Source organism: Pseudomonas sp. PDM18 (assembly GCF_014852585.1).
Classification (GTDB): domain Bacteria; phylum Pseudomonadota; class Gammaproteobacteria; order Pseudomonadales; family Pseudomonadaceae; genus Pseudomonas.
The window spans coordinates 230,202-255,792 of record NZ_JACVBX010000007.1 but is presented as its reverse complement, the minus strand read 5'-3'; the positions used below and the strand labels follow the sequence as shown (position 1 = coordinate 255,792).

Sequence of the window (25,591 nt, the reverse complement as noted above, 5' to 3'; positions counted from 1 at the left end):
TCAGATGGGGCGCGCGGTGACCTCCAGCATCTGCTTGACAAGGCCGATGCGGTCGAAGGACGGATCGCGCTGGATCTCCTTCTCGCCGGCCAGCAGGGACATCTCGCTGATGAACCTGCAGCGCTCGAAGCGGCGGCCCATGAAGCGCTGAAGCTGGTCTTCCAGATCGCCGCCAGCGGTGAGTTCCTCTGCCAGCACCACGGCGTCCTCGATGGCCATGCCGGCGCCCTGGCCCAGGTGCGGTGTGGTGGCGTGGGCGGCGTCGCCGATCAGCAACACGCGGCCGCGGTACCAGGGTTCGTCGACGAACACCGCTTCCAGCGGCTTGTAGACGACCTCGGCGCTGTCGCCGATCTGCCCGCGCAGCTCGCCGATCAGCCCGCCGAAACCGGCCAGGCGCTGGCGCAGGCCCTCGGCGAGGCTGGCTGGGTCCATCCACGGATTGCCCGGTTCGTGGGAGGTGGTGAAGAGGTACATCAGGTCATCGGCCAGCGGCACCAGGCCGGCGTTGCCCGCCGGGCCCTGGTAGTTGGCCAGGTGATCGATGCCAGCGGCGCGCGGGAAGTTGTGGCGCCACACCGACTGGCCGGTGAAGTGCGGCTGGTACTTATCGCCAAAGAGCAGGCCGCGCACCCTGGAGAACAGGCCGTCGGCACCCACCACCAGCGCGTAGCGCCCCTGGCTGCCATCGCTGAACAGCACGTCGACGCCGCTGGCGTCCTGCTCGAGGCTTTCCACCGAGGTGCCCAGGCGCACCTGGGTGCCCAGCTCGATGGCGGTCTCGCTCAGCACCTTGTGCAGGGCGCGACGGGAGATGCCGACGTTGGCCGGGTACTGCGGGCCGGCCAGGCGCTGGCCGGGAATGCGCGCCAGTTGCTCGCCCTGCGTGGTGTAGATGGCCACGTCCTCGAAGGCGTAGGCCGCATCCAGGTAGGCGTCGAGCAGGCCGAGGCGGTGCATCTCGCGCACCACGTTGCTCTGCTGGATGATGCCGACGCCGTAGACCGTCCATTCGGTCTTCAGCTCGACCAGATCGACCGCGACTCCCTTGCGGCGCAGGGCGATGGCGGCGCACAGCCCACCAATCCCACCACCCACGATCAGCACGTTGCTCACAGTATTCATGGCATCTCTCACGTCTTGTTCTTGTTGTCCGCCACGTCCTGCGCGGCGGCCGTTCTGCGTGCCCGGGGCACAGCTTCCCGGCGGGGCCGGGCTTTGACTAATCGAGTCCGCGGATGCGACCTATCGCGCGGCGCGATACCTCAGGCGTCCAGTTGCGCCAGCGGCAATAGCAGCCAACCGTCCGCCTCGCGGTGTTGCAGCGCCGGCAAAACTTCCCCGCGACAGGGGCCGTGCACGCAGGTGCCGTCCTCCGGGCGGAAGCGCGCGCCGTGGGCGTAGCAGATGACCCACTGGCCATCGGCGCTGAGGAAGCGGTTCTTGCGGTACTCCAGAGGCACCGACAGATGCGGGCAGCGATTGCGGTACACGCGCACCTGACCCTGGTGACGGAGAGCGAACAGGCTGTCCGCTCCCCTGCCCTGCGGGTCGAAGCCGCGCGACTGCCCCTCGCCCAGCTCATCGAGCCGGCACAGCGCCACGCAATCCACGGCTCAGCCCTGCTTGGGCGGCGGGCCGCTGGGCGCCCATTTCTCCCGCGAGGTGAAGAGGAACAGCTGCGAGTTGTCCGCCGACATCGGCGCCTGGCGTGCGGCCCAGGCGTCGTCGTGCTTGTCCATGTCGGCGTCGTACTCGATGTGGCAGCCCAGTGGGCTGTTGAAGTACCAGAACCAGTTGGATCCCAGCAGGTGGCGGCCGGGGCCCCAGAAGCTGGTCCAGCCCTTCTGCTGGAAGCGCGTGCCGGCCAGCAGCACTTCGGTGCCGCTGCCCATGTGGAAGGTGAAGTGTTCGCAGCCCTGCATGTGACGCGGGGTCTGGATCATGAACAGGCAATGGTGGTCGTCCATGCCAGCGCTGCGCATGAAGGGGCCGACGCCGACGAAGCTGTCGGTGGTGACGAAGCCCAGGCGGTCGCGGTAGAAGGCTTCGCCCTTGACCGCGTCGGGCACGAAGTAAACGACATGGGACAACGAGCGCGGCAATGCTGGCATGTCCGGGGTGATGCCCAGCTGGTTGAGCGGACGCTGCGGCGCACTGCCCGGGGCGTTGGTCAGGTCGGCCGGCGCCTCGAAGACGCGACGCCAGGACACCTGGAAGGCAATGGCGAAGCCCAGGTCGTCGACGCTGTGCAGCGCGCCGTTCTCGTCGCGGCGCACCTCGCGGTCACGTCCCAGCTCGTCGGCGATGGCTTCCAGGTCCGCGGTGGACGCCACTCCGTAGACGGTCTCGCGCAATGACGGGGTCGGCCCGAGCGCCGGCGGCAGGCTCGGATCATCGCCACGGCGAATGATGATCGCGGTGCCGTCCAGCGCCTCGAAGCGGCCTCCGTCGGCATCCAGTTGGGCGGCCGTGAGGCCGTAGTCACGCAGGCAATCGGCACAGGCCTGGATATCGTCGACGCCGAATACCAGCGCGTCGAGTCCAAGAATGTTCATGGCTACCACTCCATTGAAATTATGTTCGGCGCCGGGCAGCGGGTCGCCGGTGGTGGGTCGCCGCGGCTCGTCGGCCGCTCGACTGGAGCGCAGGTTGATGGCTCGCCCGGCGCCCTGACCAATCGCGAGTGGGGATGCGAGGCATCGGCAATCGCGATACCTGCCCGGCAGCCCATGACACGGGGCGTTAGCCGCACAGCGATGGCGAAGTGGTATTGACGTAGCGGGAATGCAGCGGGAAGGTATCGCGAAAATAACTACAAGAACCGTGAGCCATCGCCATGCGTTTTCACCACCTGGACCTGAATCTGCTGGTGGCGCTGGATGTACTGCTCGAAGAGCAGAACATCACCCGCGCCGCCGAACGCCTGCACATGACCCAGTCGGCCACCAGCGGCGTACTGGGGCGCCTGCGCACCTTCTTCGAGGACGAACTGCTGGTGCAGGTCGGGCGCAAGATGCAGCCCACGCCCTACGCCCTGGAGCTGGCCAACCCGGTGCGCGAGGTGCTGCTGACCATCCGTTCCTCGATCACCGCCAAACCGGTGTTCGACCCCTCCACCAGCAAGCGCCACTTCCGCCTGGTGACCTCGGATTACCTGATCAGCGTGCTGTTCGCCCAGGTGATCCAGAAAATCCACCAGGAGGCGCCGCACATCACCTTCGAGATGGTCAGCCCCGGCGACAACAGCGCCGAGCTGCTGATGCGCGGCGAGGTGGACATGATGATCGTGCCCGAGCGCTACATCATCGACGGCCACCCGGCGCAGCTGCTGTTCGAGGAGGACCACGTCTGCGTGGTCTGGCGCGACAACCCCGCGGTCGGCGACTCCCTGACCCTGGAGCAGTACATGCAGATGGGCCACATCTCGGTGGGCTTCGGGCGCAACCGGCACCTGAGCATCGAGGACTGGTTCATGAACCAGTACGGCTTCAACCGTCGCCTGGAAGTGATCACCAACGACTTCAACACCCTGCCGCAACTGCTGGTCGGCACCCAGCGCGTGGCGACCATGCATCGGCGTCTGGCCGAGCTGTACGCGCGCTACCTGCCGCTGCGCATCCTGCCGCCGCCGGTGAAGATCCCGGTGATGCGCGAATTCATGCTCTGGCACCGCAGCATGGAGGGCGACCCCATGCACCGCTGGTTGCGCGAGCGCATCCGCGCCTTCATCCAGAGCGTCGACCAGCAACCGGAAGCCCTGCGCGCCAGCGCCTGAGCACTTCACCGCGCTGAGCAGTCGCCATCGCCCCGGCCGCCGCAACGGCGCCGGGGCATCGCGTTTCACGATACCTCGCATCCCCACTCGCGATTGGCCCCGCCCCTGCCCGCCTGCGTACCTTGCCTTCGAACCGCGCCCTGCGTGCCTGCCGCTGTTTCCGGGCGCCGGACTCAACGACCGCAGAAGGACAAGAAGAATGTTCCGTTACTTCCCCACCAATTACGTCTGGAATCTCTCGGTGGACCTGGCCATCGAGATGGGCGCCCGTCTGGGCGAGATCGAGGAAATGTGCGCCCCTCTGCAGGAGGCCGCCAAACAGCCCGATGCCGCCGGCACCCAGGCTTTCCGCGAAACCTGGGCGAAGATGGCCGACAAGCTCTGCGGCCTCGCCGAGGAAGACGAAGCCGCCGGCCGCCGCCTCTCCGCCGGCGAGAAATACAACCGCGCCGCCACCTACTACCTCACCTGCGAACGCCTGCAGGCCCACGGCGCTCCCGGCCGCGCGGCGTTGTACCAGCGCTTCCTGGAAACCTTCGCGCGCGGCATCGACCTGTCGAAGGAAAACTGCGAGCGGGTGGAAATCCCCTATGAGGGCAAGCACCTCTCCGGCCTGCTGGTGCGCGCTGAGGGCGTCGACGGCCCGGCGCCGCTGCTGGTGCAAGTCAACGGCCTGGATTCGACCAAGGAAATGAAATACCGCGTCGGCCTGCCGGCCTGGCTGGCCAGGCGCGGCGTGTCCTCGCTGATCATCGACCAGCCCGGCACCGGCGAGGCGTTGCGCCTGCACGGCCTGACCGCGCGCTACGACAGCGAGCACTGGGCGAGCCGCGTGGTGGACTGGCTGGAAACCCACCCCGAAGTCGACCCCAAGCGCATCGGCCTGGAGGGCGTCTCCCTGGGCGGCTACTACTGCCCGCGCGCAGTGGCCTTCGAGCCGCGCTTCGCCTGCGGTGTGGTGTGGGGCGCCAACCACGACTGGCGCGACGTGCAGAAGCGCCGCCTGGAGAAGGAAGGCAACTTCCCGGTGCCGCACTATTGGGCGCACGTGCAGTGGGTCTGGGGCGCGAAGGACATGGACGAGTTCATGGCCATCGCCGAGAACGTGCACCTGGATGGCGTGCTGGACCGCATCCGCGTGCCCTTCCTGGTCACCCACGGCGAGAAGGACTCGCAGATTCCGCTGAAATGGGCGCATCGCACTTACGAACAGCTGGTGAACAGCCCGAAACGCGAGCTGAAGATCTTCACCGAGCGCGAAGGCGGCGTGCAGCATTCGAGCTTCGACAACAGCATCAACGCCGGTCATTACATCGCCGACTGGATCGCCGAAACCCTCGGCGGCCGCACTGCCTGAAATCCCTTGCGCCGGTCACCCGGCGCTGCTCCTGCGGGGCGTCGCCCCGCCCTCCACGGCGCCCGTTGGCGCCGTTTTCTTGCTGCTCGCTCCCCGGCAGGAGCGCCCCAAGGGCGCGATCGCGGGCATGGCCCGCTCCTGCAGGTTCGCTACGACGCCGGCGACGGGTGTTCTTCGTAGGTTCAGGTCAGGCCGGCGCGCGGGTGCCATGGAACGACGCGATGCGCCACCCCTCCTCGCTCTTCACCCAGAGCTGCGTGGCAAAACCCTCGGCACGCACCGGCTCGCCGCCGCCGCGCTTCTGCAGCAGGTTGCACTGCGGGCCGCTCATCAGCGCCAGTCCATCGCCGAACAGACGAACCGCCAGCTCGCCACGCTCCACCGCCAGGTAGCGCACGGCGTGGCGGGCATAGTCCAGGTACTGCGCCTTGTCCTGCACCAGCCCGGTGGTGTGCACATACAGCAACTCATCGGCGAACAGTTCGTCCAGCCGCGTGTGGTCCTCCTCGACCAGGGCGCGCTGGCGTTCGGCTTCCAGGTTCAGCAACAGATCACGAATAGCCTTCATGGGATTTTCCCTTGGTGATTGATGGGCGGGCGCATCCTCGCCCTCGCCACGGCCGCAGGAAAAATCGCCGATCGCCATGCCAGGCATCGCCACTCCCGATACCCGTCCTGCAGCATCGCATCCTCCTATGAAGCGCAGGAAACACGTGGCCTGCGCCAGGTATCGACGGCATCGATGGGTGCCCATCGACCATATCTGATGGTGCCGGCCGGCACGCCCGCCCTAGCCTGCCGGCAAACAACAAGACGAGGAGAGTCCGACCATGGGCGCCCTGCACCTGCACTGCTCCACCCTGTTCGATGGCACCGGCCTGGAAACGCGCCAGCAACAGACACTGATCATCGAGAACGGCGTGATCCGCCACGTCGGGCCGACGGCCGAGGCGCCGCGCCCGGCAGCGAGGGACCGCGAAGTCCACGGCGACTTCGTCATGCCGGGGCTGGTCGACGTGCACACCCACCTGGCCTTCGGTAACGCCCAGAGCGAGGAAGACATCGATATCTGGACCAGCGACGAATTCCGCGCCCTGCGCGGGTTGTTCTTCGCCCAGCACGTGCTCGCCGCCGGCGTCACCTCCATGGTCTGTCCCGGCGACAGCGGCCAGCTCAGCATCGCCGTGCGCAACACGGTCAACGCCGGGCTCTTCGAGGGCCCGCGCATCGCCGCCAGCAGCCGCGTGATCACCAACCGGCAGAGCCTCAACGACTGGTTCCCCAGCCGCGTCGGCGCACCGGAATACTTCACCGCCGCACTGGTCACCAGCCGCACCGAGGCCATCGCCCAAATCCGCAAGCAGGCCAAGGACGGCGTCGACCTGATCAAGATCGCCATGGACGGCACGCACCGCCGGCCCAATGGCGAGATCATCGCCGCCTTCACCGCCGACGAAACCCGCGAGATGGTCGAGGAAGCCCATCGCCTGGGCTGCCGCGTGGCGACCCACGCCTACGGCCGTGAAGCAGTCATGTACGCGGCCAAGGCCGGCGTCGACCTGGTCTTCCACGCCTTCTACATGGACGACGCCTGTATCGAGGCGCTGCTCGAAGCCGGCAGCGTGCTCGCGCCGACCATGACCCTCCCACAGAACACCGTGGACTTCTGCCAGCCCCACGACCCGGCCATCGCCACCGGCTACGCCGGCTACTGTGCGCGCACCCTGGAACTGGGCACGCCGGTACTCAAGCGCGCCAAGGCCGCCGGCGTCCCCTTCGCCTGCGGGAGCGACAGCGGTTTCGCCGTGACACCCTACGGCGAATGGCACGCCCGCGAGCTGGAACTACTGGTGCGCCGGCTGGACTTCACCCCCGCCGAAGCGCTCTATGCCGCCACCAATGTCGGCTCGCGCCTGATGCCCCGCGGCGAAACCCTCGGCACCCTGGAGACGGGCAAGCAGGCCGACCTGCTGATCCTCGACGGCTCGCCGCTGGAAGACATCCGCATTCTTCAAGACCGTAACCGCCTGCAGGCCGTGTACAAGGCCGGCGAGCCGGTACGCCTGCAACGCACCGCCTATAACCCCAAGCAGGTATCTGACTTCAACTCGCTGAAATGGACCGACCTCTATACCCGCGACCGCGTCGCCCAACTGGGTAAATGGAGCCAGTGAACATGACCGATCTCGACTTCGAACTGGCCGCGCGCCTGGCTGCCGCCACCCTGCGTCACGCCCGCGCCGAGGGCGTGCGTCCGCTGGCCGCCGCCGTGCTGGATGCGGCCGGTCACCCGCTGGCCGTGCTGCGTGACGAGCAGGCCAGCTTCCTCCGCCCGCAGATCGCCACCGGCAAGGCGCGCGGCTGCCTGGGCATGGGCTTCGGCGGCCGCGAACTGGCGCGCCGCGCCCAGGCCATGCCAGCGTTCTTCGATGCGATCAACAGCCTCACTGGTGGCGAGGTGATTCCGGTGGCCGGCGGCATTCTCCTGCGCGATGACGAAGGCCGGCTGCTGGGCGCCATCGGCGTCAGCGGCGATACCTCGGACAACGACGAGCGCTGCGCCCTGCTGGCCATTGCGGAACTCGGCCTGTACGGCGAGACGGGCGACGCTCACTCCTGATCGCGTAGCGCGGCCTGATCCAGCTGGGCAGCCTGCTCCGCCAGCACCTGGCGGAGCCAGGCCAGTGCGGGGTCGAAAGCCTGCTGCGGGTGCCATTGCAGCACCTGCGCCGCCGCCGGGAACTCGATGGGCGCCGGCAGGACGCGTAGCGGATAGCGCCGCGCCAGCGCCTCGGCCTGGCGGCGGAACAGCGTGGCGATTCGCGGCGTGCCGACGACGAACTCGGCCATCAGGGCAAAGCTCTGCACCGCCACCGCGACCCGCCGCTCGATACCATTCTCGCGCAGGTGCTGGGTATCCAGCGACAGGTTCTGGCCATCGGTGAACTCGCGCACCACGTGCTCGGCCGCGCAATAACCGCCAAGGCTCAGCAGCTCATCGTGCGCCGAATGAGAGCAGACGATGCAGCACAGCTCATCGCTGAGCAGCGCCTCGTGGCGGTAGCGCGGATTGATCCGCCGCTGCGGGACTATCACCAGGTCGCTGCGCCGGTACTCCAGCGCCTCGGCCACCACATCGCCGTCGCGCGGCAGCGGCAGGTCACGCAGCACCAGCGAAGCAGCCGGGGCCCGGCGCGCCAGTTCACGGCTGACAGCCGGCAGCAAGGTCGCCGCCACATAGTCCGAAGCCACCAGGGTGAACCGCCGATCACAGCGTGCGGGGTCGAAGGCGGCGGCAGTCTCCACCACCTCCCCGGCCAGGCTCAGCACCTCGCGCACCTTCGGCGCCAGCTGGCGCGCCAGTGCGGTCAACTCCAGGCCTCGGCCCAGGGGCACCAGCAACGGGTCCTGGAAATGCTCGCGCAGGCGGCCCAGCGCGGCGCTGGTCGCCGACTGGCCGAGGTTGAGACGCTGCGCCGCCCGGCTGACGCTGCCCTCTTCGAGCAGCACATCCAGGGCGACCAGCAGGTTGAGGTCCAGACGTCGGTAGCGCATGGGCGACTTATACCCAAGCGCTGCGCCGGCAAGTGGCGTATTTCGAGCTGGCAGGTATCGCATCGCGCGATACCTGCCAGCTCGGGGCTTACTGCCCCGCCGCCGGTTTCCAGTCCAGCAGGTGGTGGGTGAAGCCGTAGCTCGCCGACTGGTAGTAGCTGATCGCCCGATCCACCAGCGTGTCGCCGGTGTTCGCCGGCACTTCCGTGCTCGCGCCCAGCGCCTGGTTGTGCCGGCGCAGTTCGCCGCGCGGGCTGAGGATCGCCAGGTCCTGGCCGTCGAACAGGCCCAGGTGCTGGTAGTTGCCAATCACCACGCGCGGCGGCAGGGCGTTCGGCACCATCAGGTCGCGCCCGTAGAAGGTCGAGGTGTAGCTCAGGTTGAGGATCGACAGCAGGCTCGGCGCCAGGTCCAGCTGGCTCGCCAGTTCGCTGCGCTCGCCAACCGGTAGCAGCTTGGGCGCGTAGATGAACAGCGGAATCTGGTAGTTCGCCACCGGCAGGTCTTCCTTGCCGGCGCTGCCTGCGGTGTGGTCGGCGACGAACACGAACAGGGTATTGTCGAACCAGGGCTTGGCCTTCGCCGCCTTGAGGAACTGGCCGATGGCATAGTCGGTGTACTTCACCGCACCGTCGCGGCCCTCGCCGGATGGAATGTCGATGCGGCCGTCCGGATAGGTGTAGGGGCGGTGGTTGGAGGTGGTCATCAGCTGCAGCAGGAACGGCTGCTGGCGCGCGTGATCTTCGTCCGCCAGCTTGATGGCCTGGGCGTAGAGGTCTTCGTCGCTCATGCCCCAGGCGTTCTTGAAGTGGATATCCGACTCCTGGACGCTGGACTGGTCGACGATGCGGTAGCCGTTGCCGCCGAAGAAGGCGTTCATGTTGTCGAAGTAGCCGCGGCCGCCGTACAGGAACACCGCGTCGTAACCGACGTTCTTCAGTTGCTGGCCGAGGCTGGCGAAGCCGCTCTCGCGGCCGACACGCTTGACGATGGATCGGCCCGGCGTCGGCGGGATCGACAGGGTGATAGCTTCCAGGCCGCGGTCGGTGCGGGTGCCGGTGGCGTAGAAATTGTTGAAGTAGAGGCTGTTGCGACGCAGCTCGTCGAGGTTGGGCGTGAGGTTGCGGCCGTCGCCATTGCTGCCCAGGTACTTGGCGCTCAGGCTTTCGATGGTCACCAGGACGATGTTGTAGCGCTTGGGCGCGCCTTCGCTGGCGATGACGCGGCGGATGTCCATCGGCTCGGTGCCGGTGAAGCGCGCGTTGGGTTCGGCCAGCTCGGCACGAATCTGCTGGCTCACCTGTTCCGCCGGCAGGGTGGCGTAGAACTGCGGGTAGTCCAGCTCGTTGTTACGGAAGGCGGCGAAGAACTGGTACGGACCGTTGCTCGCGAGTTCGCGGGCGTAGGTGTTGCCACCCTGGCCGCGCGGGGAATCCTGGTCCACCAGCAGGCCTGCCACCAGCGCCAGCACCACCAGGCCAACGCAGGCCAGCAGGCGGCGCGGCAGGGACGCCACCTTGGCGTTGCGCAGGCGGCCGACGACCTTGAACAGCGCGAGTGTCACGACCAGCGAAATGGCCGCCAGGATGCTCAACAGCAGGCCGATCGGATAGGACTCGAGGATGTTGTTCAGCACCTCGTCGGAGTAGACCAGGTAGTCGACTGCGATGAAGTTGAAGCGCACCCCGAACTCGTCCCAGAACAGCCATTCGGCTACTGCGGTGAAAAGCATCACGTAGACACTGACGAACAGCGTGGCCGTCAGCAACCAGCGCCAGGTAGCGCTGCGCCAGACCCGCGCGGGCATCAGCAGCAGGACCACGCCCATCGGCAACAGGGCATAGACCAGGAAACTCAGGTCATAAAGCAGGCCGATGACGAAGACCCCGGCATGACCGGCACCCACCTCGGACAGGTGGCTTACCAGAAGGACCAGGCGGGTCAGGAAGAAGACGATCAGCCAGAGCAAGGCAACCAGCGCCAGGAAGCGCGTAGGGGCCGAGCGGAAAAATTGCATGGGGTGTCCCTTGTAGTAGTACTTCCTGCGCGACAGGGTGCAGCGCAAGTCAGCGCCGGAGCCGGCAGCCGGGGCGGGACACTACAAGGTGAAAGGAAAAGAAATCGTCAAATAAAGCTACGGGTTTCGTGAATTGCCCCTCGCCCGCGATCGATCACGCTCATGGCACGGTGCTGGCGAGCGAAATGTCCTTCTCCACGTCTTTTTCACAAGCCCTTGACGACTCCTTGATCGCGCAACTCGACAATGACGGCAACTGACGAGTCCGCGCCCATGAACGACCACCAACGCCTGTTCGCCTCCGCCCCCCAACACAGTCGCGATACCCAGTCCGGCAACTCGCTCGGCAGCGGTCTTTGCCAGCGGATTCGCCAGTGGCGACACAAGCGCTTGCTGCGTCTGGCCCTGCGCGTGGCGGAAGAGCCGATCCTGATACTGGAGGTATCGCAGTCGCCCGGCGCCGCCTGGCCCGTGCTGCTGGAGCACAGCAATCGCATCATCGTGGCGAGCTGTCCGTCCAGCGAATCGCTGAGCGAAGCCCACCAGCGGCTGCCTGAGGCGATGAAGCGGCGGATCAGGGACCTGCCCGCCCCGCAGGAAAACGTCGAACTGCGCAAGGGCTCGGTCGACTGCCTGCTGCTCCCGGAAATCCCGCAAAGTGCATGCAACCGGCAGAACATCCGGCTGCTGAACCAGTGGATTCCCGTCACCCGCGACAGCGCGATCCTGTTCGCCCGCGTTGATCACACCAACGCCGCCGTCACCGCGGACCAGGCCTGCCCCTGCGGCCCCGATCCCCATCCCGGCGGCCCTGACTTTGCCAGCGCCCGCTCCCTGGAGCGCGAGTTCCAGCGCCTGGGTTTCTCGCAGATACGCCACTACAACGTCATCCCTGGCGTGGACGGCGTGCGGGTCTACATCCTGCGCAAGTAACCGTTTCACCATCCGTCGCTGGATCGGCGAACGCCGGGGCGCCCGCTATACTGCTCTTTTGCCATCACTGAAAATTCTCAGGGGGTCTCCCCGATGCAGAACAACACGGTAATGCGCTATTTCTGGTGGCTTGCCATGGCACTGCTCGTGGGCAGTCTCGCCGGCTGGCAGCTCGGCAATATCATCGGGCTTAACGGTAACCGTTGGTTTGCCGAACCCGAATTCACCTTCGAGATTCTGGTGGCTCTAAGCGGCGCGTTCTGTGGCGCCCTGCTGTCCTACGCCAGCGAGCGGGGGCTGGTATGGCGAGCGCTTGGAGTGCTCGCAGGCACCTGCTTCATCGTCGCTGTCGTGGGTTATTGCCGGCACAGCCTCGGTGTCCCGTCTCCGGACATCGGCCTGATGGCGTATGCCCGGCCATTCATCCTGCAGACCTTCGGCATCTGGATTGCACCGGTATTCGGCGCGGCGCTGGTTTCGCTGCTGCGGGTGATTCTGCGCTGATCCCGCTGCCTTGATCGCGGCGCGGGAAAGCCCTGCGGATTGCTGCACAGCATGCAGCTATGTCCTGCAGCAGCCCCATCTGGTGCATTGCGGTCACATCTCTAGACTGGCGAACACCATTTCCAGTCAGGGGAAAACCATGCCCACTCGCGTATCACTGCCAGTCTTCGGCGGCCCGGAAGTCCTCCGTCTCGAACAGCCCCCGGTGCAACAACCCGGCCCCGGCGAAGTGTGGCTGGAACAGGCCGCCATTGGCGTCAATCCACTGGACCTGAGCCAACGCTCCGGCGCGGTGAAGGTGCCGCTGCCCTCTTCGCTCGGCCTGGAAGGCGCCGGCACCGTGGCCGCCGTGGGCGAAGGTGTGACCAACGTGCAGATCGGCGACCGCGTCGCCTACGCCACCGGGCCGCTAGGTGCCTATGCCAGCGCCCGCCTGTACCCGGCTGAGCGACTGGTGAAGCTGCCGGACTCCATCAGCTTCGAAGACGCCGCCGCCGTGCTGTTCAAGGGCATCACCGCGCAATACCTGCTCAAGACCACCTGGCCAGTCGGTCCCGGTTCCCGCGTGCTGATCTATGGCGCCGCCGGCGCGCTGGGCCAGTTGATGGTGCCCTGGGCCAGGCACCTGGGCGCCTTCGTCATCGGCGTGGTGTCGAAGCCGCAGAGCGTCGAACGCGCCCGTGCCGCAGGCTGCAATGAAGTGCTGGTGTTCGATGCTGCGACGCTGGCCGATCAGGTCCGCGAGATCACCGACGGGCACAAGGTCGACGTGGTCTACGACCCCATTGGCCGCGCCACTTTCGAAGCCTCGCTGGACTGCCTGCGCCCGCGCGGCCTGCTGGTGAGCTTCGGCATGGCCTCCGGCGCGCCGCCGGCCATGGAGGTCGCCACGCTGAACGCCAAGGGCTCGCTGTTCCTCACCCGCCCTTCCCTGGCCGCACACACCGCCACGGTCGAGGAATACCAGCAGCGCGCGCAGGACGTCCTGCAAGCCGTCGCAGGCGGTATCATCCAGCCTCGCGTGTGGCGCCGTTACCCGCTGGCGGAAGTCGCCCAGGCCCACACCGACCTGCAGGAAGGCCGCTCCGAAGGGGCCATCGTGCTCACGCCATGATCTACGCCACAAGCCGCCGTGCGGGTGGATTCGCCGAATTGGGAGCCCTATGGATCTATTCGATAGTCGCCAGGCCGACGAACTCGCCACCCTCCTGGCGCTGGCCGAGCATGGTTCCTTCGCCGCCGCCAGCCGCGCCCTGCAACGCCACCCCTCGGTGCTGTCGAAACGCCTCGGCGCGCTGGAGCAACGCCTGGGCGTGCGGCTGGTGGAACGCACCACCCGCCAGCTGCGCTTCACCGACGAAGGCCTGCGCCTGGTGGAGCGCCTGCGCCAGGCCGCCAGCCTGATCGCCGAAGCCCAGGACCAGGCCACCCGCAGCGCAGCTCAGGTCCAGGGTCGCCTGAGGCTCGCCGTGCCGGCCGCCATGGGTCGGCTGTGGCTGAGCCCGATCCTCTCGCGCTTCGTCCTGGCGTACCCGCAGGTGACGCTGGAGGTGGAGTACTCGGAGCGCTTCGTCGACATCGTCGCCGAGGGCTTCGACGCCGCCATCCGCATCGGCGAGCTCGCCGACAGCCGCCTGCTGGCCCGCCGGCTCTGCGACCTGCGGCGCATCCTGTGTGCAGCGCCCGACTACCTGGAGCGCCACGGCACTCCACGAACTCCGGCAGAACTTGCCGGCCACAACTGCCTGGGCTTCACCGGCCTACACTCCTGGCCGGACTGGAAGCTGGCCAACGGCAACCGGCAGCAGACCGTTCGCGTCAGCGGCAACCTGCACAGCAACGACAACGAGGCCCTGCTTTCGGCGGCACGCCTTGGAGTGGGCATCCTCGCCGGCGGCGAATGGCTGATGAAGCACGACCTCGATGCCGGCCGCCTGGTGCGGGTGCTGGCGGGCTGGCAACTGGACGCCTCCGCCGGCATCTACTTCGTGCGTCCCTCGGCGCGCTACAGCTCGGCCACCAGCGAAGTGTTCAAGACCTGGATCGAGGAGCAGTTCGCCGACGGCGCACCTTGGGAGCGGCCACCGCTCTGATCGACCGCGCACAAAAAAGGGCACCGGGCATCGCAATGCCGGGCGCCCGTTTCCTGTCACCCGTCCTCAGACTGTGACGACGATCTTGCCCACCTGCTGGTTGGCTTCGAGGAAGCGGTGCGCGTCCTGGATCTGCTCCAGCGGGAAGGTCCGTGCGATTACCGGGCTCAGCGCGCCGGACTCCAGGCCACTGACGATGAACGCCTTGGCCCGCTGCAGGGCCGCCGGGTCGGCGACGATCTCGGCATAGAGATAGCCTTTCAGCGTCAGGCTCCTGCCCAGCACGGTGAACAGCGGGAATGGCGTCGGCTCCGGGCTCAGTGCGCCGTATTCGAGGAGAATGCCACCCCGCGCCATGGCCTGCGTCAGCACCTCGAAACCGGGCCCACCGATGGGGTCGAACACCACGCGGGCGCCCTGCCCACCGGTCAGCGCCATCACCTTCTCGACGATGTCCTCGTCGTCACTGACGATTACGTGATCGGCACCGGCCTCCAGCAGCGCCTGTTTCTTCGCCTGGGTGCGAGTCACGGCAATCGAGGTGGCGCCCACCATGCGGGCGATCTGGAACGCCGCAAGACCGACGCTGCTGGATGCTGCGGTGACCAGCACGAAGTCGCCCTGCGACAACTTCGCCTGCTCCACCAGCGCGCCCCATGCGGTGACGTACTGCATCCAGGACGCGGCGGCCTGCTCGAAGCTGAGGTTCTGCGGATGCTTCACCACCAGATGCGCCGGCACGTTGGCCACTTCGCCGTAGGTGCCCCAGCGGGCGATATCCAGCGGCGGGATCAGGCTCACCGCATCGCCCACCGCAACGTCCTTCACTAAACTGCCCACCGCGCTGACCAAGCCGGCGGCTTCGTACCCCAGGCGGCTGGGGAACTCGGCTTCCTGCAGGTAGGCATGGTTGCGGAACATCACTTCGGCGCGGTTCAGACCGAAGGCCCTGACCGCGATCTGCACCTCGTCCGCCGCCGGAGCGGGTACGTCCACCACCTCCAGCTTCAAAACGCCGGCGTCACCGTATTCGTGGATTCTGACAATGCGGGCCATGGAAACCTCTTCAAGCGGGACCGGCGCACAGAACGCCGGACGGAATGGGAGTGTAGATAGTCACGCCAGCCCTGCCAGACCGTTCTCGACGTGGGGAATCAGAGGGATTGACCGGGCCGGCGCAGCTTCTTCGACTTCGCCGACTGCACTCGGTCGTCCTGATCTCGGTCGACCGCGCGAGCACGCTGGCCACCCCTGCCAAGGAACGGCAGACTGTCCCGCCAGCATCGAGGATCCCGCCATGGACTGCCAACCCACACCCACCCTGCGCACTGCGCGCCTGTTGCTCACGCCAATCGAGCTGGCCGACGCCGAAGATATCCAGCGCCTTTTCCCGCACTGGGAAGTGGTGCGCTACCTCGACCGCCGCGAGCCCTGGCCCTACCCGGCCGACGGCGCGCTGACCTATGTGCGCGATGTGGTACTGCCGGCCATGGCCCGCGGCGAGGAATGGCACTGGATGATCCGCCTCGCCGGTGAGCCGGACGAAGCCATCGGTAACATCTCGCTGTTCGATCAACCTGGCAATCACCGCGGCTTCTGGCTGGGGCCCGCCTGGCAGGGGCGCGGCTACATGAGCGAGGCCTGCGAGGCGGTCAGCCGCTTCTGGTTCCAAACGCTGGGCCGCCCACTGATGCAGGTGCCCAAGGCCGTCCCCAATGAAGGTTCGCGGCGTGTCTCCGAACGCGAAGGCATGCGCCTGGTGGTCCGCGACGAAGGTCATTTCGTCAGCGGCGTGCTGCCACGGGAAACCTGGGAGCTGACGCGGGACGAGTGGCTGGCACGCCATGCAGACGACTGAGCAAGCCTGGCAGGGAGAGCTGTGGCTCGGCGCGGACTTCTGCCTCGTCGCCGGCACTACTGGCCACGCACGCAGCCACGCCCACTACGCCCACCAGTTGCTGATGGCCCGCGAAGGCGAGGTGAACGCGCTGATCGATGGGCAGCTGCAGCAAGCTGCGCTGCTGGTGATCGCTTCCAACCAGCGCCACGCGATCCTCGATAGCAACCAGCGCGCCGTCACCCTGTTCGCCGAGCCGCTGGCGCTCGAACTGGCTGATCTCGAACGACTTTGCCGGCAGGTCGGACCGGACTTGGAAAGGCTCGCCTCAGGTCTGCGCGAACTGCCACGCCGACAGCTCGACCCGCGCCTGGAGAAAGCCCTGCAACGCATCCGCGCGCTGGATGACGACGCCCTGCCCGCCCAGGCGCTGGCCGAGGCCGCCTCGCTCTCGCTGAGCCAGCTGGAGCGGCTGTTCAGCGGCACGCTGGGGCTCTCCGTACGCCGCCTGGTGCTCTGGCAACGGCTGCGCCAGGCGCTGCGGCTGGCCATGGCCGGCGACAGCCTGACCAGCGCCGCCATCGCGGGGGGCTTCGCCGATTCCGCGCATTTCTCGCGGAGTGTGCGCAGGCAGTTCGGCATCCGCGCCGACCTGACGTTGCGCCAGTTGAGGCTGCGCTTACTCGACTAGCAGGCGGCGCAGCGCTACCGGTAACGGTGCCGGCGGGTACGCGGACTCAAAGCGATGGAACGGCTCGGCAAGCTGATCGACATACGCCAGCGGATAATCCGGCCGGTCACCAATCCCCAGGTCATCCTCCGCCAGCGCGTAGTCAGGCAGGTGCAACGCAGTGCCCAGCAGGCGATCCCAGAAGCTGAAGAACAGCGCGAAATTCACGTCCCCCGCCGTGCCGTATTTCAAGTGGTGCAGGCGATGCAGCGGCGCCCAGGCGAACAGGTGGCGCAGAGCACCGATGCGCATGTCCACGTTGCTGTGCTGCAGCAACAGCTGGATAGCGATGGCGAACGCCAGCAGCGCCGCGACCTCCACGGGAACACCCAGCAACAGCAGCGGCAGCGTGCCGCCGAGGGCTTCGAGCATCTGGTGCAGCGGATGCTTCATCAGCCCGTTGAAGCCATACATGCGCGTGACGCTGTGGTGTACCGCATGCAGGCGCCATAACAGCGGCGAACGGTGGCTGGCGTAGTGCACCAGGGTGATGCCGAGGTCGGCGATCAGCAGCGCCGCCAGCAATTGCAGCGCCAGTGGCCAATCCGTTGGCCACTGGCCGAAGTGCGGCAGCCACAGGGCCATCAACGGAATCGCCGCAATGCCCAGCGCATTCAGCGTCTCATTGACCAGCGCGTGGATGAGGTCGCGGGCGCCGTCGCCGTGGCTCTCATTCCAGCCTGCGCGATAGGGCCAGAATCGCTCGGCGAGGAAGGCCAGCAGGATCGCCAGCGGCAACAGCGCCGGCAGGCACAGCAGCGAGACGCCTTCACCGACCAGGTACAGGGCCAGGCCGATGAAGCCGAAGAAGAATGCGGGGGCATAGAGGTATCGCATGAGGCAGCTCCAGTACGGTGGGAGCCACCAGTGTTCCCGTCGAGCCACAAACCACGCTTGAACAATCCGCGCATTCGGCGCCGCCATCGCGCGCGGATTTCCGTACCCCACGGGCAGCCTCAGCGACTCTTGGAAATCACCCCGACCATGTACTGGTTCAGATCGCGCAGGTCATCGATGCTCCAGGCGTGCGGCGGCAGCTTCACGCCATTCTCGCGCAGGGTCCGGGGGATCAGGCTGCCGCTGGGGCGCAGCACCACCGAAGACACGATGACGCCCGGATAGTCACTCAGGCGCTTCCTGAAAGCGGGCGTCGTGAGATCGGGCGTGGGCGGGTTGCTCTTGCGGGCCAGCGGCCCGGTCGCCTTGATGTCCCCACCGTGGCAAACCGCGCAGCGCTGGGTGAAGAGGTTCTTGCCGTTGAGGTTATCCGCCAGGGCTGGCGCTAACTGCGCGAGCGAGAGAATCCCGGTCAGACCGATGAACAATGCTTTCACTTTCCTGCTTCCATGCCGTGCCGATCCATCCTGATTCAGTCAACGTCGCCAGGCACAGCCCAGCGCGCTGAGCGCCAGTATCGCAGCCGCACCCGCGTAGGCCCAGAGCACCGGCACCTGCGGCAACAGCACGCCGGCCAGGATCGGCCCGAGCCCCGCGCCGATGTCGCGCCACACTGCGTTGCCCGCCAGCGCCTGGATACGCGCCTGCGGGTTGCGTTGCGCCACCAGCGTGACCACCAGCGGCAGCTGTAACGCCCGCAGCACCAGCACGAAGAAGGCACCGACGAACAGCCAGTAGCTGCCGAACATCAGCAGCGCCAGCGAAGTCGCCAGCGACAGCACCACCAGCATGCGCAACGCGCCGAAGCGGTCGGCCAGGCGCCCGCCGAAGGGACTGAAGAGCATCTCGCTGAGATACCGCACCGCCATCAGCACGCCCGCCACCAGCACGCCGGTGCCGCCTAGGTGGGTCTGCGCGTAGAGCGACAGGCCGAAGATGAACAGGCCGTCGAGGGTCACGCCCTCGATGAAGGACCAGGTGGCGATGCTGTCCGGCAGGCGCAGGCGGCGGCCGCTGTTGGCAGGGATGTCGTGGGCCTTGTCGGGCAGCGCGCGGGCGCGCCAGAGGCCGCACAGGGCGCTAACGCAGAGGACGAAGAAGATACTGCGCGGGCCCAGCGACTGGGCCATTACCGCGCCCAGCGGGAGGAACAGCATCGGCCCGATGGAGAGGGTCGCCCGCGAGCGCCCGGCGCGCCGCGCGGCGCCCTGTGCTTCAGCGGTGGCGAGGGTCTGGGTACTGAGGTTGAACGTGGCGAAGCACAGGCCCCAGACCAGCCTAAGGACCAGCAGCGCGGCGAAGCCGGACAGGGTCGCGTTGCCCAGCGCGCAGGCCGCCGCCGCGAAGGCCGCGAGGCTGCACGCGGCGCGGTCGCCGTGGCGGCCGTAGAAGCGCACCACCCAGCCGTAGCCGACGATGCGCACCAGCCGGTTGGCCGCCAGCAGGATGCCCGCTTCCACCAGGGTCACACCGAAATCGGCGGCGTACATCGGCAGCAGCAGGTACAGCAGCACGTCGCTGGGCAGGCACAGGCTGAGCACCTGGGCGGAGTTGCGCGAATCTCGGTCGGCTCGCTGCAGGGCAGGCGCGGAAGCGGACGACATGACAGCCTCGTGACAACGACGGGGGCCGCAGGATAACCCGCGCCCCGCCCCGCAGGACAAGCCTTACGCCGGCACCGGCCGCTGTGCTATTGCGCGAGCGAGCGCAGGAAGGAGGCGATCACCTGGCTGCTGCGGCGCTCGGCCAGGTAGTACAGGTAGGTCTCGGTACACACCGGGTCACCAGTGATGCGGATGGCCTTCAGCCGCGGGTCGGCGATGTACTCCGCCTCGGACACCACGCCAATGCCGATGCCACGGATCGCCGCCTCGCGCAGGGCTTCGCGGCTGCCGATCTCCATGGCGATGCGCGGCGTCACGTCGGCCTTGTCCAGCTCGCGCTCCAGCGCCACGCGGGTAGTCGAGCCCTGCTCGCGGCGCAGCAGCGGCTGGCCCTGCAAGGCTTGCAGGCGTACCTCGTGGTTACGCGCGAACGGGTGGTCGATGTGGGCGAAGAGGATCACCGGATGGCGCGCATACAACTGCGCGACGAACGCCGGATCGTCATGCAGCCCGGCGAGCACGCCGACATCGGTAACGTAGTTCTCCAGATCGGCGAGCACCGAGGCAGAGTTGCCGATGCGGATCGATACGTCGATCTGCGGGTAGTCGCGGCGGTACAGGTCGACCATCTCGATCACATGGAACGGCCCCACCGCGCCGACCTTCAGCTGCCCGCGGTTGAGCTGGCCGGAATCGCGCAGCAGGTTGGTCGCCTCGGATTCGAGCATCGACATCTGCTGGGCGATGGGCAGCAGCGCGCGGCCCACGGCGGTCAGCTCGATGCGCCGGCCACGGCGGTGGAACAGCTCGACATTGAACTCGCGCTCCAGGCCCTGGATCTGCGTGGTCGCGGTCGGCTGGCTGAGGCCGATGGCCCTGGCCCCGGCGCTGAAGCTGGCGTGGCGGGCCACGGCGAGGAAGGTGCGCAGGCGGGCGGTGGACATCCATAGCTCCTATCAATGGATTAGTGCTTTAACCCATATTGATTTGATGGCGTGACTGTCACATGACAGCCCTAGCTTTGGCGCTACCGAACACAACCTCCGGGTAACGCCATGACTTCGCTGACCAGACTGTTCCGCTTCGCCGTGCTGCCGCTCACCTTCGCCTCCGCCCTGCTGCCGACCGCCCAGGCGCAGGACGCCCTCACCGTCGGCCTGATTCCCTCCGAGGACTCCCAGGCCATGATCAAGAGCAGCCAGCTGGTGCTCGACCAGTTGCAGGAACGCCTGGGGATGCCGGTGAAGCCCTTCGTGGCCACCGACTACAACGGCGTGATCGAAGCGCTGCGCGCCGGCAAGCTCGACGTCGCCTACCTCGGCCCGTTCTCCTACGTGCTGGCGCATCAGGTCGCCGGTGCCGACGCCTTCGCCGTGGCGGTGACCAAGAAGACCGGCACCAGCGCTTACCACAGCCTGATCATCGCCCGTCAGGACAGCGGCATCCGCAGCCTCGACGACCTCAAGGGCCACACCTTCGCCTTCGTCGACCCCAGTTCCGCCTCCGGCCACCTGTTCCCCAAGGCCGGCCTGGAGCAGTCCGGCCATGACCCGAAGGCGCTGTTCTCGCGGGTGATCTTCTCCGGTTCCCACGACGCCAGCATCCTCGCCGTGGCGAACCGCAAGGTGGACGCCGCCGCCGTGGCCGACCGCATCCTCGCCGGCGCCATCAGCTCGGGGCAGGTCAAGCAGGACGACATACAGGTGGTGTGGAAGTCCGACGACATCCCCGAATCGCCCATGGTCTGGCGCAAGAACCTCGACCCGGAACTGCAGAAGAAACTGGTCGCCGCGTTCGCCTCGATCAAGGACGTGCCGTGGGGCGACCAGGGCCAGCTCAATGGCTTCCAGCCCACCAACGACGCCGCCTACAACGTCGTGCGCGACACCGCCAAGGTGCTCGACCTCGACCTGCGGAGCCTGAAATGATCCGCATCGCCCAACTGACCAAGGGCTACGGCGACAACCCGGTGCTGCGCGGGATCGACCTGCGCATCGAGGCCGGCGAGTTCGTGGTGATCCTCGGTCAGTCCGGCGCCGGCAAGTCCACCCTGCTGCGCTGCATGAACCGCCTGGCTCAAGCCGACAGCGGCGAATTGCAGGTGGCTGGCGTCGACGCCATGCAGGCGCGCGATACCCGCGAACTGCGGCGGCGCGTGGCGATGATCTTCCAGCACCACAATGTGGTGCCGCGCCTGTCGGTATTGAAGAACGTGCTCACCGGGCGCCTGGGCTGCGTCGGCACCCTCGCCTCGGTGCTGCAGCTGTTCAGCCGCGACGACGTCGCACTGGCCCGCGAATGCCTGCACCGGGTCGAGCTGGAGCACAAGGCCGAGGCCCGCACCGACTCTCTCTCCGGCGGGCAGATGCAGCGCGTCGGTATCGCCCGCGCGCTGGCCCAGCGGCCGCAAGTGATCCTCGCCGATGAACCGGTGGCCAGCCTCGACCCGAAGACCGCGCAACTGGTCATGCACTACATGCGCGAGGCCACCCGCAAGCTGGGCATCACCGTGGTGTGCAACCTGCACCAAGTGGACCTGGCGCGGGAGTTCGGCGACCGCATCGTCGGCCTCGCCAATGGCCGCCTGGTCTTCGACGGCAACCGCGAACAACTGGATGACGCGGCCCTGCGGCGCATCTACCAGCAACGGCCGAGTAGCGAGGCAACTGCCTACCAGGCGGCCGCCCGCGCGGTCTACGCCAGCGACACAGGAGCCGGAGCATGAACCTGCGCAGCCACCAGTGGATGGTCGAGACGCCGCACACCAAACGCGGCTGGCTGACCACCGGCGCCGCCGTGCTGGCGGTGCTCTACCTGCTGCACTGGAGCGCCGAGGGCGCACAGCTGAGCTGGAGCGAACTGGCCAGCGGCCTGCCGCAGATCGGCGACTTCCTCAGCCGCTCGCTGCCGCCGGACCTGAGCATCCTGCCGAGCCTCTGGGGCCCGGCACTGGAGACCCTGCAGATCGCCCTCTGGGGCACCCTGCTGGGCATCGTGCTGGCCGTGCCGCTGGGCTTTCTCGCCGCGCGCAACCTGCACGGCAACCGCTGGCTGTACCTCGCCACGCGGCAGCTGCTCAACGTCATCCGCAGCATCAACGAACTGATCCTCGCCCTGGTGTTCGTCTCCGCCGTGGGCCTGGGGCCCTTCCCCGGCGTGCTGGCCCTGGCACTGCACGGCGTGGGCATGCTCGGCAAGTTCTTCGCCGAAAGCATCGAGGAAATCGACCAGGGCCCCATCGAGGCGCTGCAGGCCACCGGTGCGCGGCCGTTGCAGGTGATCGTCTTCGGCGTGCTGCCGCAGGTGATCACCGCGTGGATCGCGGTGGTGCTCTACCGCTTCGAGGTCAACCTGCGCTCGGCCACCGTGCTCGGCATGGTCGGTGCCGGCGGTCTGGGCTTCGAACTGGTCAGCAGCCTGAAGCTGTTCAAGTACCAGGAGACCGCCACCTGCATCGTCGTCATCACCATCATGGTGGTGCTTGCCGACCTGCTCTCCAACCGCCTGCGCCACGCCATCCAGGGTGACGGGCGGCACTGACCGCTCACGCCCCAACCCCCTTTCCTTCCGCCTCAACCTCCTGCCACGTGCGCCTTCCGGGCGCGCGCCGGGCAGGCGCACGCCCGGAGTTTGCCCAAGATGCCCGCACCCACCGTTATCGGTCTGGCCGATGCCCACCTGCGATCAATCGATTGGAACGAAACCGACGAGGCCCCGAGCATGGCCGCACGTTCAAACAACAACAAGGAACTGCCCATGCCTGCCCGATTCCATAATCCGGTCGCCACCATTTTCGGCGGCGGCAGCCTGGACCGCATCGCCGAACTGTGCGAAGGCAAGGTCGCCCTGGTGACCTTCCCCGAAGCCGCGCAACTGGGGCTGATCGACCGCGTCCGCAGCCTGCTCGGCGAACGCCTCGCCTACGTCATCGACGACGTACAGCCCAACCCCGACGTGGCCTGGCTGCGCGATGTGCACGAACGCTTCTGGCGTGAAGCAGCCGACTGCAGCACCGTCTTCGCCCTCGGCGGTGGCAGCGCCATCGACACCGCCAAGGCACTGATCGTCGGCACCGCATCCGGGCACTTCGACGAACTGCTCGACCTGCTGGCCGCCGGCAAGCCCTTCACTCCGGCGCGCAGCAGGACACTGATCGCCGCACCGACCACCGCCGGCACCGGCAGCGAAGTCACGCCCTGGGCGACCATCTGGGACGCCCAGCAGCAGAAGAAGTACTCCCTGCACCTGGACTGCACCTGGCCCAAGGTCGCGCTGATCGACCCGGACCTGATGCTCAGCGTGCCCGCCGGGGTGACGGTTTCCACCGGGCTGGACGCACTGTCCCACGCGCTGGAGTCGATCTGGAACCACAACGCCAACCCGATCTCCGACACCTTCGCCATCTCCGCCATCGAGGACATCCTCGACTGCCTGCCGCGCCTGCAGCAGGACCTTTCCAACCGCGAGTTGCGCTCGCGCATGGCGTTGGCCGCGCTGAAGGCCGGCATGGCCTTCTCCAACACCAAGACCGCGCTGGCCCACTCCATCTCCTACGAGATGACCCTGCGCCATGGCCTGCCCCACGGCATCGCCTGCTCCTTCACCCTGCCGCTGGTGCTAGGCCTGGCCTGGGGCCGCGACGCCGACCGCGACCGCACCCTGCAACGGGTGTTCGGCCACGACCTTGCCGGCGCGCAGAAGCGCCTGCGTGAATTCCTACATCGCCTCGGGGTCAAGACCGAGTTCGGCGACTACGGCGTGACGGCTGCCGAAGCTGAAGCGATGATCGACTTCGCCATGCAGGGTGCCCGCGGCCGCAACTTCATCGGCTCGCAGGCCGCCTGACGCCGCCTTCACCGGGCGGCCCTGGCGGCCGCCTTTTCCTGTTGCTCCGAAGACCTATCGCACCGAACAAGAGTGCCGACACGCCGAGCCTTGCGCCGGCGCGAGCGAACAAGAAGGAAAACCACCATGAACCGTGCACAAACCCTGTCTGGGCCCGTCTCCGCCGTCCCCCCGTTTCGCCTCGCCCAGTGGCGCATGCTGCTGGCTGCAATGTTCTGCTACCTGTTCTTCTACACCGGCCGCCAGACCTTCGGCTTCGCCATCCCCGGCATCCAGGCCGAGTTCGGCCTGAGCAAGGAAACATTGGGCTGGGCATCCAGCGCCATGCTGTGGATGTACGCCATCGGCCAGGCCGTCAACGGCAACCTCGCCGACAAGTTCGGCGGCCGGCGCATCATGAGCCTGGGCGCGGTGCTGTCCTGCGCAGCCAACTGGGTTACCAGCTTCGCCGGTGGCTTCGGCAGCCTGATTCTGCCCTGGGGCATCAACGGCTACTTCCAGGCCCTGGGCTGGGCGCCGGGTAGCCGCCTGCTGTCGAACTGGTGGAGCGCCGCCGAGCGCGGCAAGGTCTACGGCTTCTATGTGTTCGCCGCTGGCTGCGCGTCGGTGCTGTCCTACGTCACTTCGGTGATAGTGATCGACGTGATGCACCTGGAGTGGCGCTGGATCTTCCGCCTGCCGGTGCTGCTGATGCTTGCCGGCGGCATCGTGTTCTACCTGGTGGCCCGCGAACGCCCGCAGGACATGGGCTTCGAGCCGCTGGCCGACACCGGCGTGGCGAATGCCGAGGACCGTTCCAGCGAAGCCGCCCACGGCGAGGAAGAAACCTCGACGCAACGTTATCTCGCCGTGCTGAAAAACCCGCGCCTGCTGGTGGCCGCGCTATCCCTGGGCTTCCAGAACGCCGCGCGCTACGGGCTGATCGTCTGGGTGCCGGTGCACTTCCTCGGCGCCGACTGGCAGAAGGGCCAGAGCTTCATCGACCCGAAATGGATCACCATCGCCCTGCCGGTCGGCATGGCCGTCGGCGCACTGAGCAACGGCTGGGTCTCCGACCGCCTGTTCGGCAGCAAGCGCTACCGCGCGATCATGCTCTACATGGTGCTGGGCGCCCTCACCAGCCTGTGGATGTGGAGCCTGCCGGCACACAGCGGCGTCGGCCTGCTAGCGCTGTTCCTCTGCGGCTTCTTCGTCTACGGCCCGGCGTCGAGCTTCTGGGCGCTCTGCCCGGACCTGGTCGGCGCGCGCCGCGCCGGTACCGCCACCGGGATCATGAACTTCTCCTCCTACCTCTTTGCGGGTCTGGCCGAACCCCTGATAGGTCGCATGCTGGATACAACCGGCAATACTTCCCTGATCTTCATCGTGGTCACCACGGCCTGCGTGTGCAGCGCGGTGGTCGCCCTGTTCGTCCGGCGCTGAGGGCACGGCCATGCGGCAA

General features: G+C 67.3%; 26 protein-coding genes. 15 read left to right on the top strand and 11 right to left on the bottom strand.

All coding sequences use genetic code 11. The annotated features are described in order from the left end of the window. From IB274_RS16580 to IB274_RS16570, 3 genes are all read right to left on the bottom strand, one after another. Complete coding sequence (locus IB274_RS16580) at nt 1-1,125, bottom strand: FAD-dependent oxidoreductase (RefSeq protein WP_192432998.1); 1,125 nt, start codon at nt 1,123-1,125, stop codon at nt 1-3. A gap of 140 nt (nt 1,126-1,265) precedes the next feature. Continuing rightward, on the bottom strand, nt 1,266-1,613 hold the full coding sequence (locus tag IB274_RS16575) for a Rieske (2Fe-2S) protein (protein WP_192432997.1): 348 nt from the start codon (nt 1,611-1,613) through the stop codon (nt 1,266-1,268). 3 nt (nt 1,614-1,616) lie between these two features. Then, nucleotides 1,617-2,558, bottom strand: a complete 942-nt coding sequence (locus tag IB274_RS16570) for a VOC family protein (RefSeq protein WP_192432996.1) — start codon at nt 2,556-2,558, stop codon at nt 1,617-1,619. A 281-nt stretch (nt 2,559-2,839) separates the two neighbouring features. Here IB274_RS16570 and IB274_RS16565 point away from each other — a divergent pair, with 281 nt between their 5' ends. Both IB274_RS16565 and IB274_RS16560 read left to right on the top strand, forming a co-directional pair. Further along, on the top strand, nt 2,840-3,778 hold the full coding sequence (locus IB274_RS16565; protein ID WP_192432995.1) for a LysR family transcriptional regulator: 939 nt from the start codon (nt 2,840-2,842) through the stop codon (nt 3,776-3,778). Between the two features lie 199 nt (nt 3,779-3,977). After that, nucleotides 3,978-5,135 (top strand): alpha/beta hydrolase family protein, encoded by a 1,158-nt coding sequence (locus IB274_RS16560; RefSeq protein WP_192432994.1) that lies wholly within the window; start codon nt 3,978-3,980, stop codon nt 5,133-5,135. Between the two features lie 187 nt (nt 5,136-5,322). On the opposite strand, the gene IB274_RS16555 is transcribed toward IB274_RS16560, so the two are convergent. Beyond that, entirely contained in the window at nt 5,323-5,703 is a 381-nt protein-coding gene (locus IB274_RS16555) for a nuclear transport factor 2 family protein (RefSeq protein WP_192432993.1), read from the bottom strand. Between the two features lie 262 nt (nt 5,704-5,965). On the opposite strand from IB274_RS16555, the gene IB274_RS16550 reads away from it, so the two are divergent. Next, nucleotides 5,966-7,309 (top strand): metal-dependent hydrolase family protein, encoded by a 1,344-nt coding sequence (locus IB274_RS16550; protein WP_192432992.1) that lies wholly within the window; start codon nt 5,966-5,968, stop codon nt 7,307-7,309. A gap of 2 nt (nt 7,310-7,311) precedes the next feature. Next, nucleotides 7,312-7,755, top strand: coding sequence for a GlcG/HbpS family heme-binding protein (locus tag IB274_RS16545; RefSeq protein WP_192432991.1), 444 nt, complete (start codon nt 7,312-7,314; stop codon nt 7,753-7,755). On the opposite strand, the gene IB274_RS16540 is transcribed toward IB274_RS16545, so the two are convergent. Both IB274_RS16540 and IB274_RS16535 read right to left on the bottom strand, forming a co-directional pair. Further along, nucleotides 7,746-8,690, bottom strand: coding sequence for a LysR family transcriptional regulator (locus tag IB274_RS16540; protein WP_192432990.1), 945 nt, complete (start codon nt 8,688-8,690; stop codon nt 7,746-7,748). The two genes, IB274_RS16545 and IB274_RS16540, sit on opposite strands and share 10 nt — an antisense overlap. Before the next feature lie 88 nt (nt 8,691-8,778). Next, nucleotides 8,779-10,707, bottom strand: coding sequence for an LTA synthase family protein (locus tag IB274_RS16535; RefSeq protein WP_192432989.1), 1,929 nt, complete (start codon nt 10,705-10,707; stop codon nt 8,779-8,781). Nucleotides 10,708-10,980: 273 nt separating this feature from the next. Between IB274_RS16535 and IB274_RS16530 the strand changes: the two genes are divergently transcribed. From IB274_RS16530 to IB274_RS16515, 4 genes are all read left to right on the top strand, one after another. Further along, nucleotides 10,981-11,640, top strand: a complete 660-nt coding sequence (locus IB274_RS16530) for a hypothetical protein (protein ID WP_192432988.1) — start codon at nt 10,981-10,983, stop codon at nt 11,638-11,640. A gap of 93 nt (nt 11,641-11,733) precedes the next feature. Next, nucleotides 11,734-12,144, top strand: a complete 411-nt coding sequence (locus tag IB274_RS16525; RefSeq protein WP_192432987.1) for a hypothetical protein — start codon at nt 11,734-11,736, stop codon at nt 12,142-12,144. A 139-nt stretch (nt 12,145-12,283) separates the two neighbouring features. Beyond that, on the top strand, nt 12,284-13,258 hold the full coding sequence (locus IB274_RS16520) for a quinone oxidoreductase family protein (protein ID WP_192432986.1): 975 nt from the start codon (nt 12,284-12,286) through the stop codon (nt 13,256-13,258). A 49-nt stretch (nt 13,259-13,307) separates the two neighbouring features. Next, complete coding sequence (locus tag IB274_RS16515; protein WP_192432985.1) at nt 13,308-14,237, top strand: LysR family transcriptional regulator; 930 nt, start codon at nt 13,308-13,310, stop codon at nt 14,235-14,237. A 66-nt stretch (nt 14,238-14,303) separates the two neighbouring features. Here IB274_RS16515 and IB274_RS16510 read toward each other — a convergent pair whose 3' ends face one another. Then, the gene (locus IB274_RS16510; protein ID WP_192432984.1) at nt 14,304-15,293 is read right to left on the bottom strand and encodes a zinc-dependent alcohol dehydrogenase family protein; all 990 of its coding nucleotides are present in this window, start codon (nt 15,291-15,293) and stop codon (nt 14,304-14,306) included. A 241-nt stretch (nt 15,294-15,534) separates the two neighbouring features. Here IB274_RS16510 and IB274_RS16505 point away from each other — a divergent pair, with 241 nt between their 5' ends. Then, the gene (locus IB274_RS16505; protein ID WP_192432983.1) at nt 15,535-16,095 is read left to right on the top strand and encodes a GNAT family N-acetyltransferase; all 561 of its coding nucleotides are present in this window, start codon (nt 15,535-15,537) and stop codon (nt 16,093-16,095) included. Further along, nucleotides 16,082-16,765 (top strand): helix-turn-helix domain-containing protein, encoded by a 684-nt coding sequence (locus tag IB274_RS16500; RefSeq protein WP_192432982.1) that lies wholly within the window; start codon nt 16,082-16,084, stop codon nt 16,763-16,765. Before IB274_RS16505 ends, IB274_RS16500 begins: the two co-directional genes overlap by 14 nt. Here IB274_RS16500 and IB274_RS16495 read toward each other — a convergent pair. The 4 genes from IB274_RS16495 to IB274_RS16480 form a co-directional block, all read right to left on the bottom strand. Further along, nucleotides 16,754-17,641 (bottom strand): sterol desaturase family protein, encoded by an 888-nt coding sequence (locus IB274_RS16495; protein WP_192432981.1) that lies wholly within the window; start codon nt 17,639-17,641, stop codon nt 16,754-16,756. The two genes, IB274_RS16500 and IB274_RS16495, sit on opposite strands and share 12 nt — an antisense overlap. Nucleotides 17,642-17,760: 119 nt before the next feature. Next, the gene (locus tag IB274_RS16490; RefSeq protein WP_192224403.1) at nt 17,761-18,138 is read right to left on the bottom strand and encodes a c-type cytochrome; all 378 of its coding nucleotides are present in this window, start codon (nt 18,136-18,138) and stop codon (nt 17,761-17,763) included. Between the two features lie 39 nt (nt 18,139-18,177). Further along, nucleotides 18,178-19,305 (bottom strand): MFS transporter, encoded by a 1,128-nt coding sequence (locus IB274_RS16485; RefSeq protein WP_192224402.1) that lies wholly within the window; start codon nt 19,303-19,305, stop codon nt 18,178-18,180. A gap of 86 nt (nt 19,306-19,391) precedes the next feature. Next, nucleotides 19,392-20,249 (bottom strand): LysR substrate-binding domain-containing protein, encoded by an 858-nt coding sequence (locus tag IB274_RS16480; protein ID WP_192432980.1) that lies wholly within the window; start codon nt 20,247-20,249, stop codon nt 19,392-19,394. Nucleotides 20,250-20,360: 111 nt separating this feature from the next. Between IB274_RS16480 and phnD the strand changes: the two genes are divergently transcribed. The 5 genes from phnD to IB274_RS16455 all read left to right on the top strand — a co-directional run bounded on the left by phnD (nt 20,361) and on the right by IB274_RS16455 (nt 25,572). Next, nucleotides 20,361-21,233, top strand: a complete 873-nt coding sequence (gene phnD / locus IB274_RS16475) for a phosphonate ABC transporter substrate-binding protein (protein ID WP_192432979.1) — start codon at nt 20,361-20,363, stop codon at nt 21,231-21,233. Then, nucleotides 21,230-22,030: a phosphonate ABC transporter ATP-binding protein gene (gene phnC, locus IB274_RS16470; RefSeq protein WP_192432978.1), complete on the top strand. Its 801-nt coding sequence runs from the start codon at nt 21,230-21,232 to the stop codon at nt 22,028-22,030. Before phnD ends, phnC begins: the two co-directional genes overlap by 4 nt. Further along, nucleotides 22,027-22,845 carry a phosphonate ABC transporter, permease protein PhnE gene (gene phnE, locus IB274_RS16465; protein ID WP_192432977.1) on the top strand — a complete coding sequence of 273 codons (819 nt, stop codon included), beginning with the start codon at nt 22,027-22,029 and terminating at the stop codon, nt 22,843-22,845. The genes phnC and phnE overlap by 4 nt, the downstream gene beginning before the upstream one ends. 216 nt (nt 22,846-23,061) lie before the next feature. Beyond that, complete coding sequence (gene psrA / locus IB274_RS16460) at nt 23,062-24,150, top strand: iron-containing alcohol dehydrogenase PsrA (protein WP_192432976.1); 1,089 nt, start codon at nt 23,062-23,064, stop codon at nt 24,148-24,150. A 126-nt stretch (nt 24,151-24,276) separates the two neighbouring features. After that, a complete protein-coding gene (locus IB274_RS16455) occupies nt 24,277-25,572 on the top strand; it encodes an MFS transporter (protein ID WP_192432975.1) in 1,296 nt (431 codons plus the stop codon). Nucleotides 25,573-25,591: the final 19 nt, after the last annotated feature.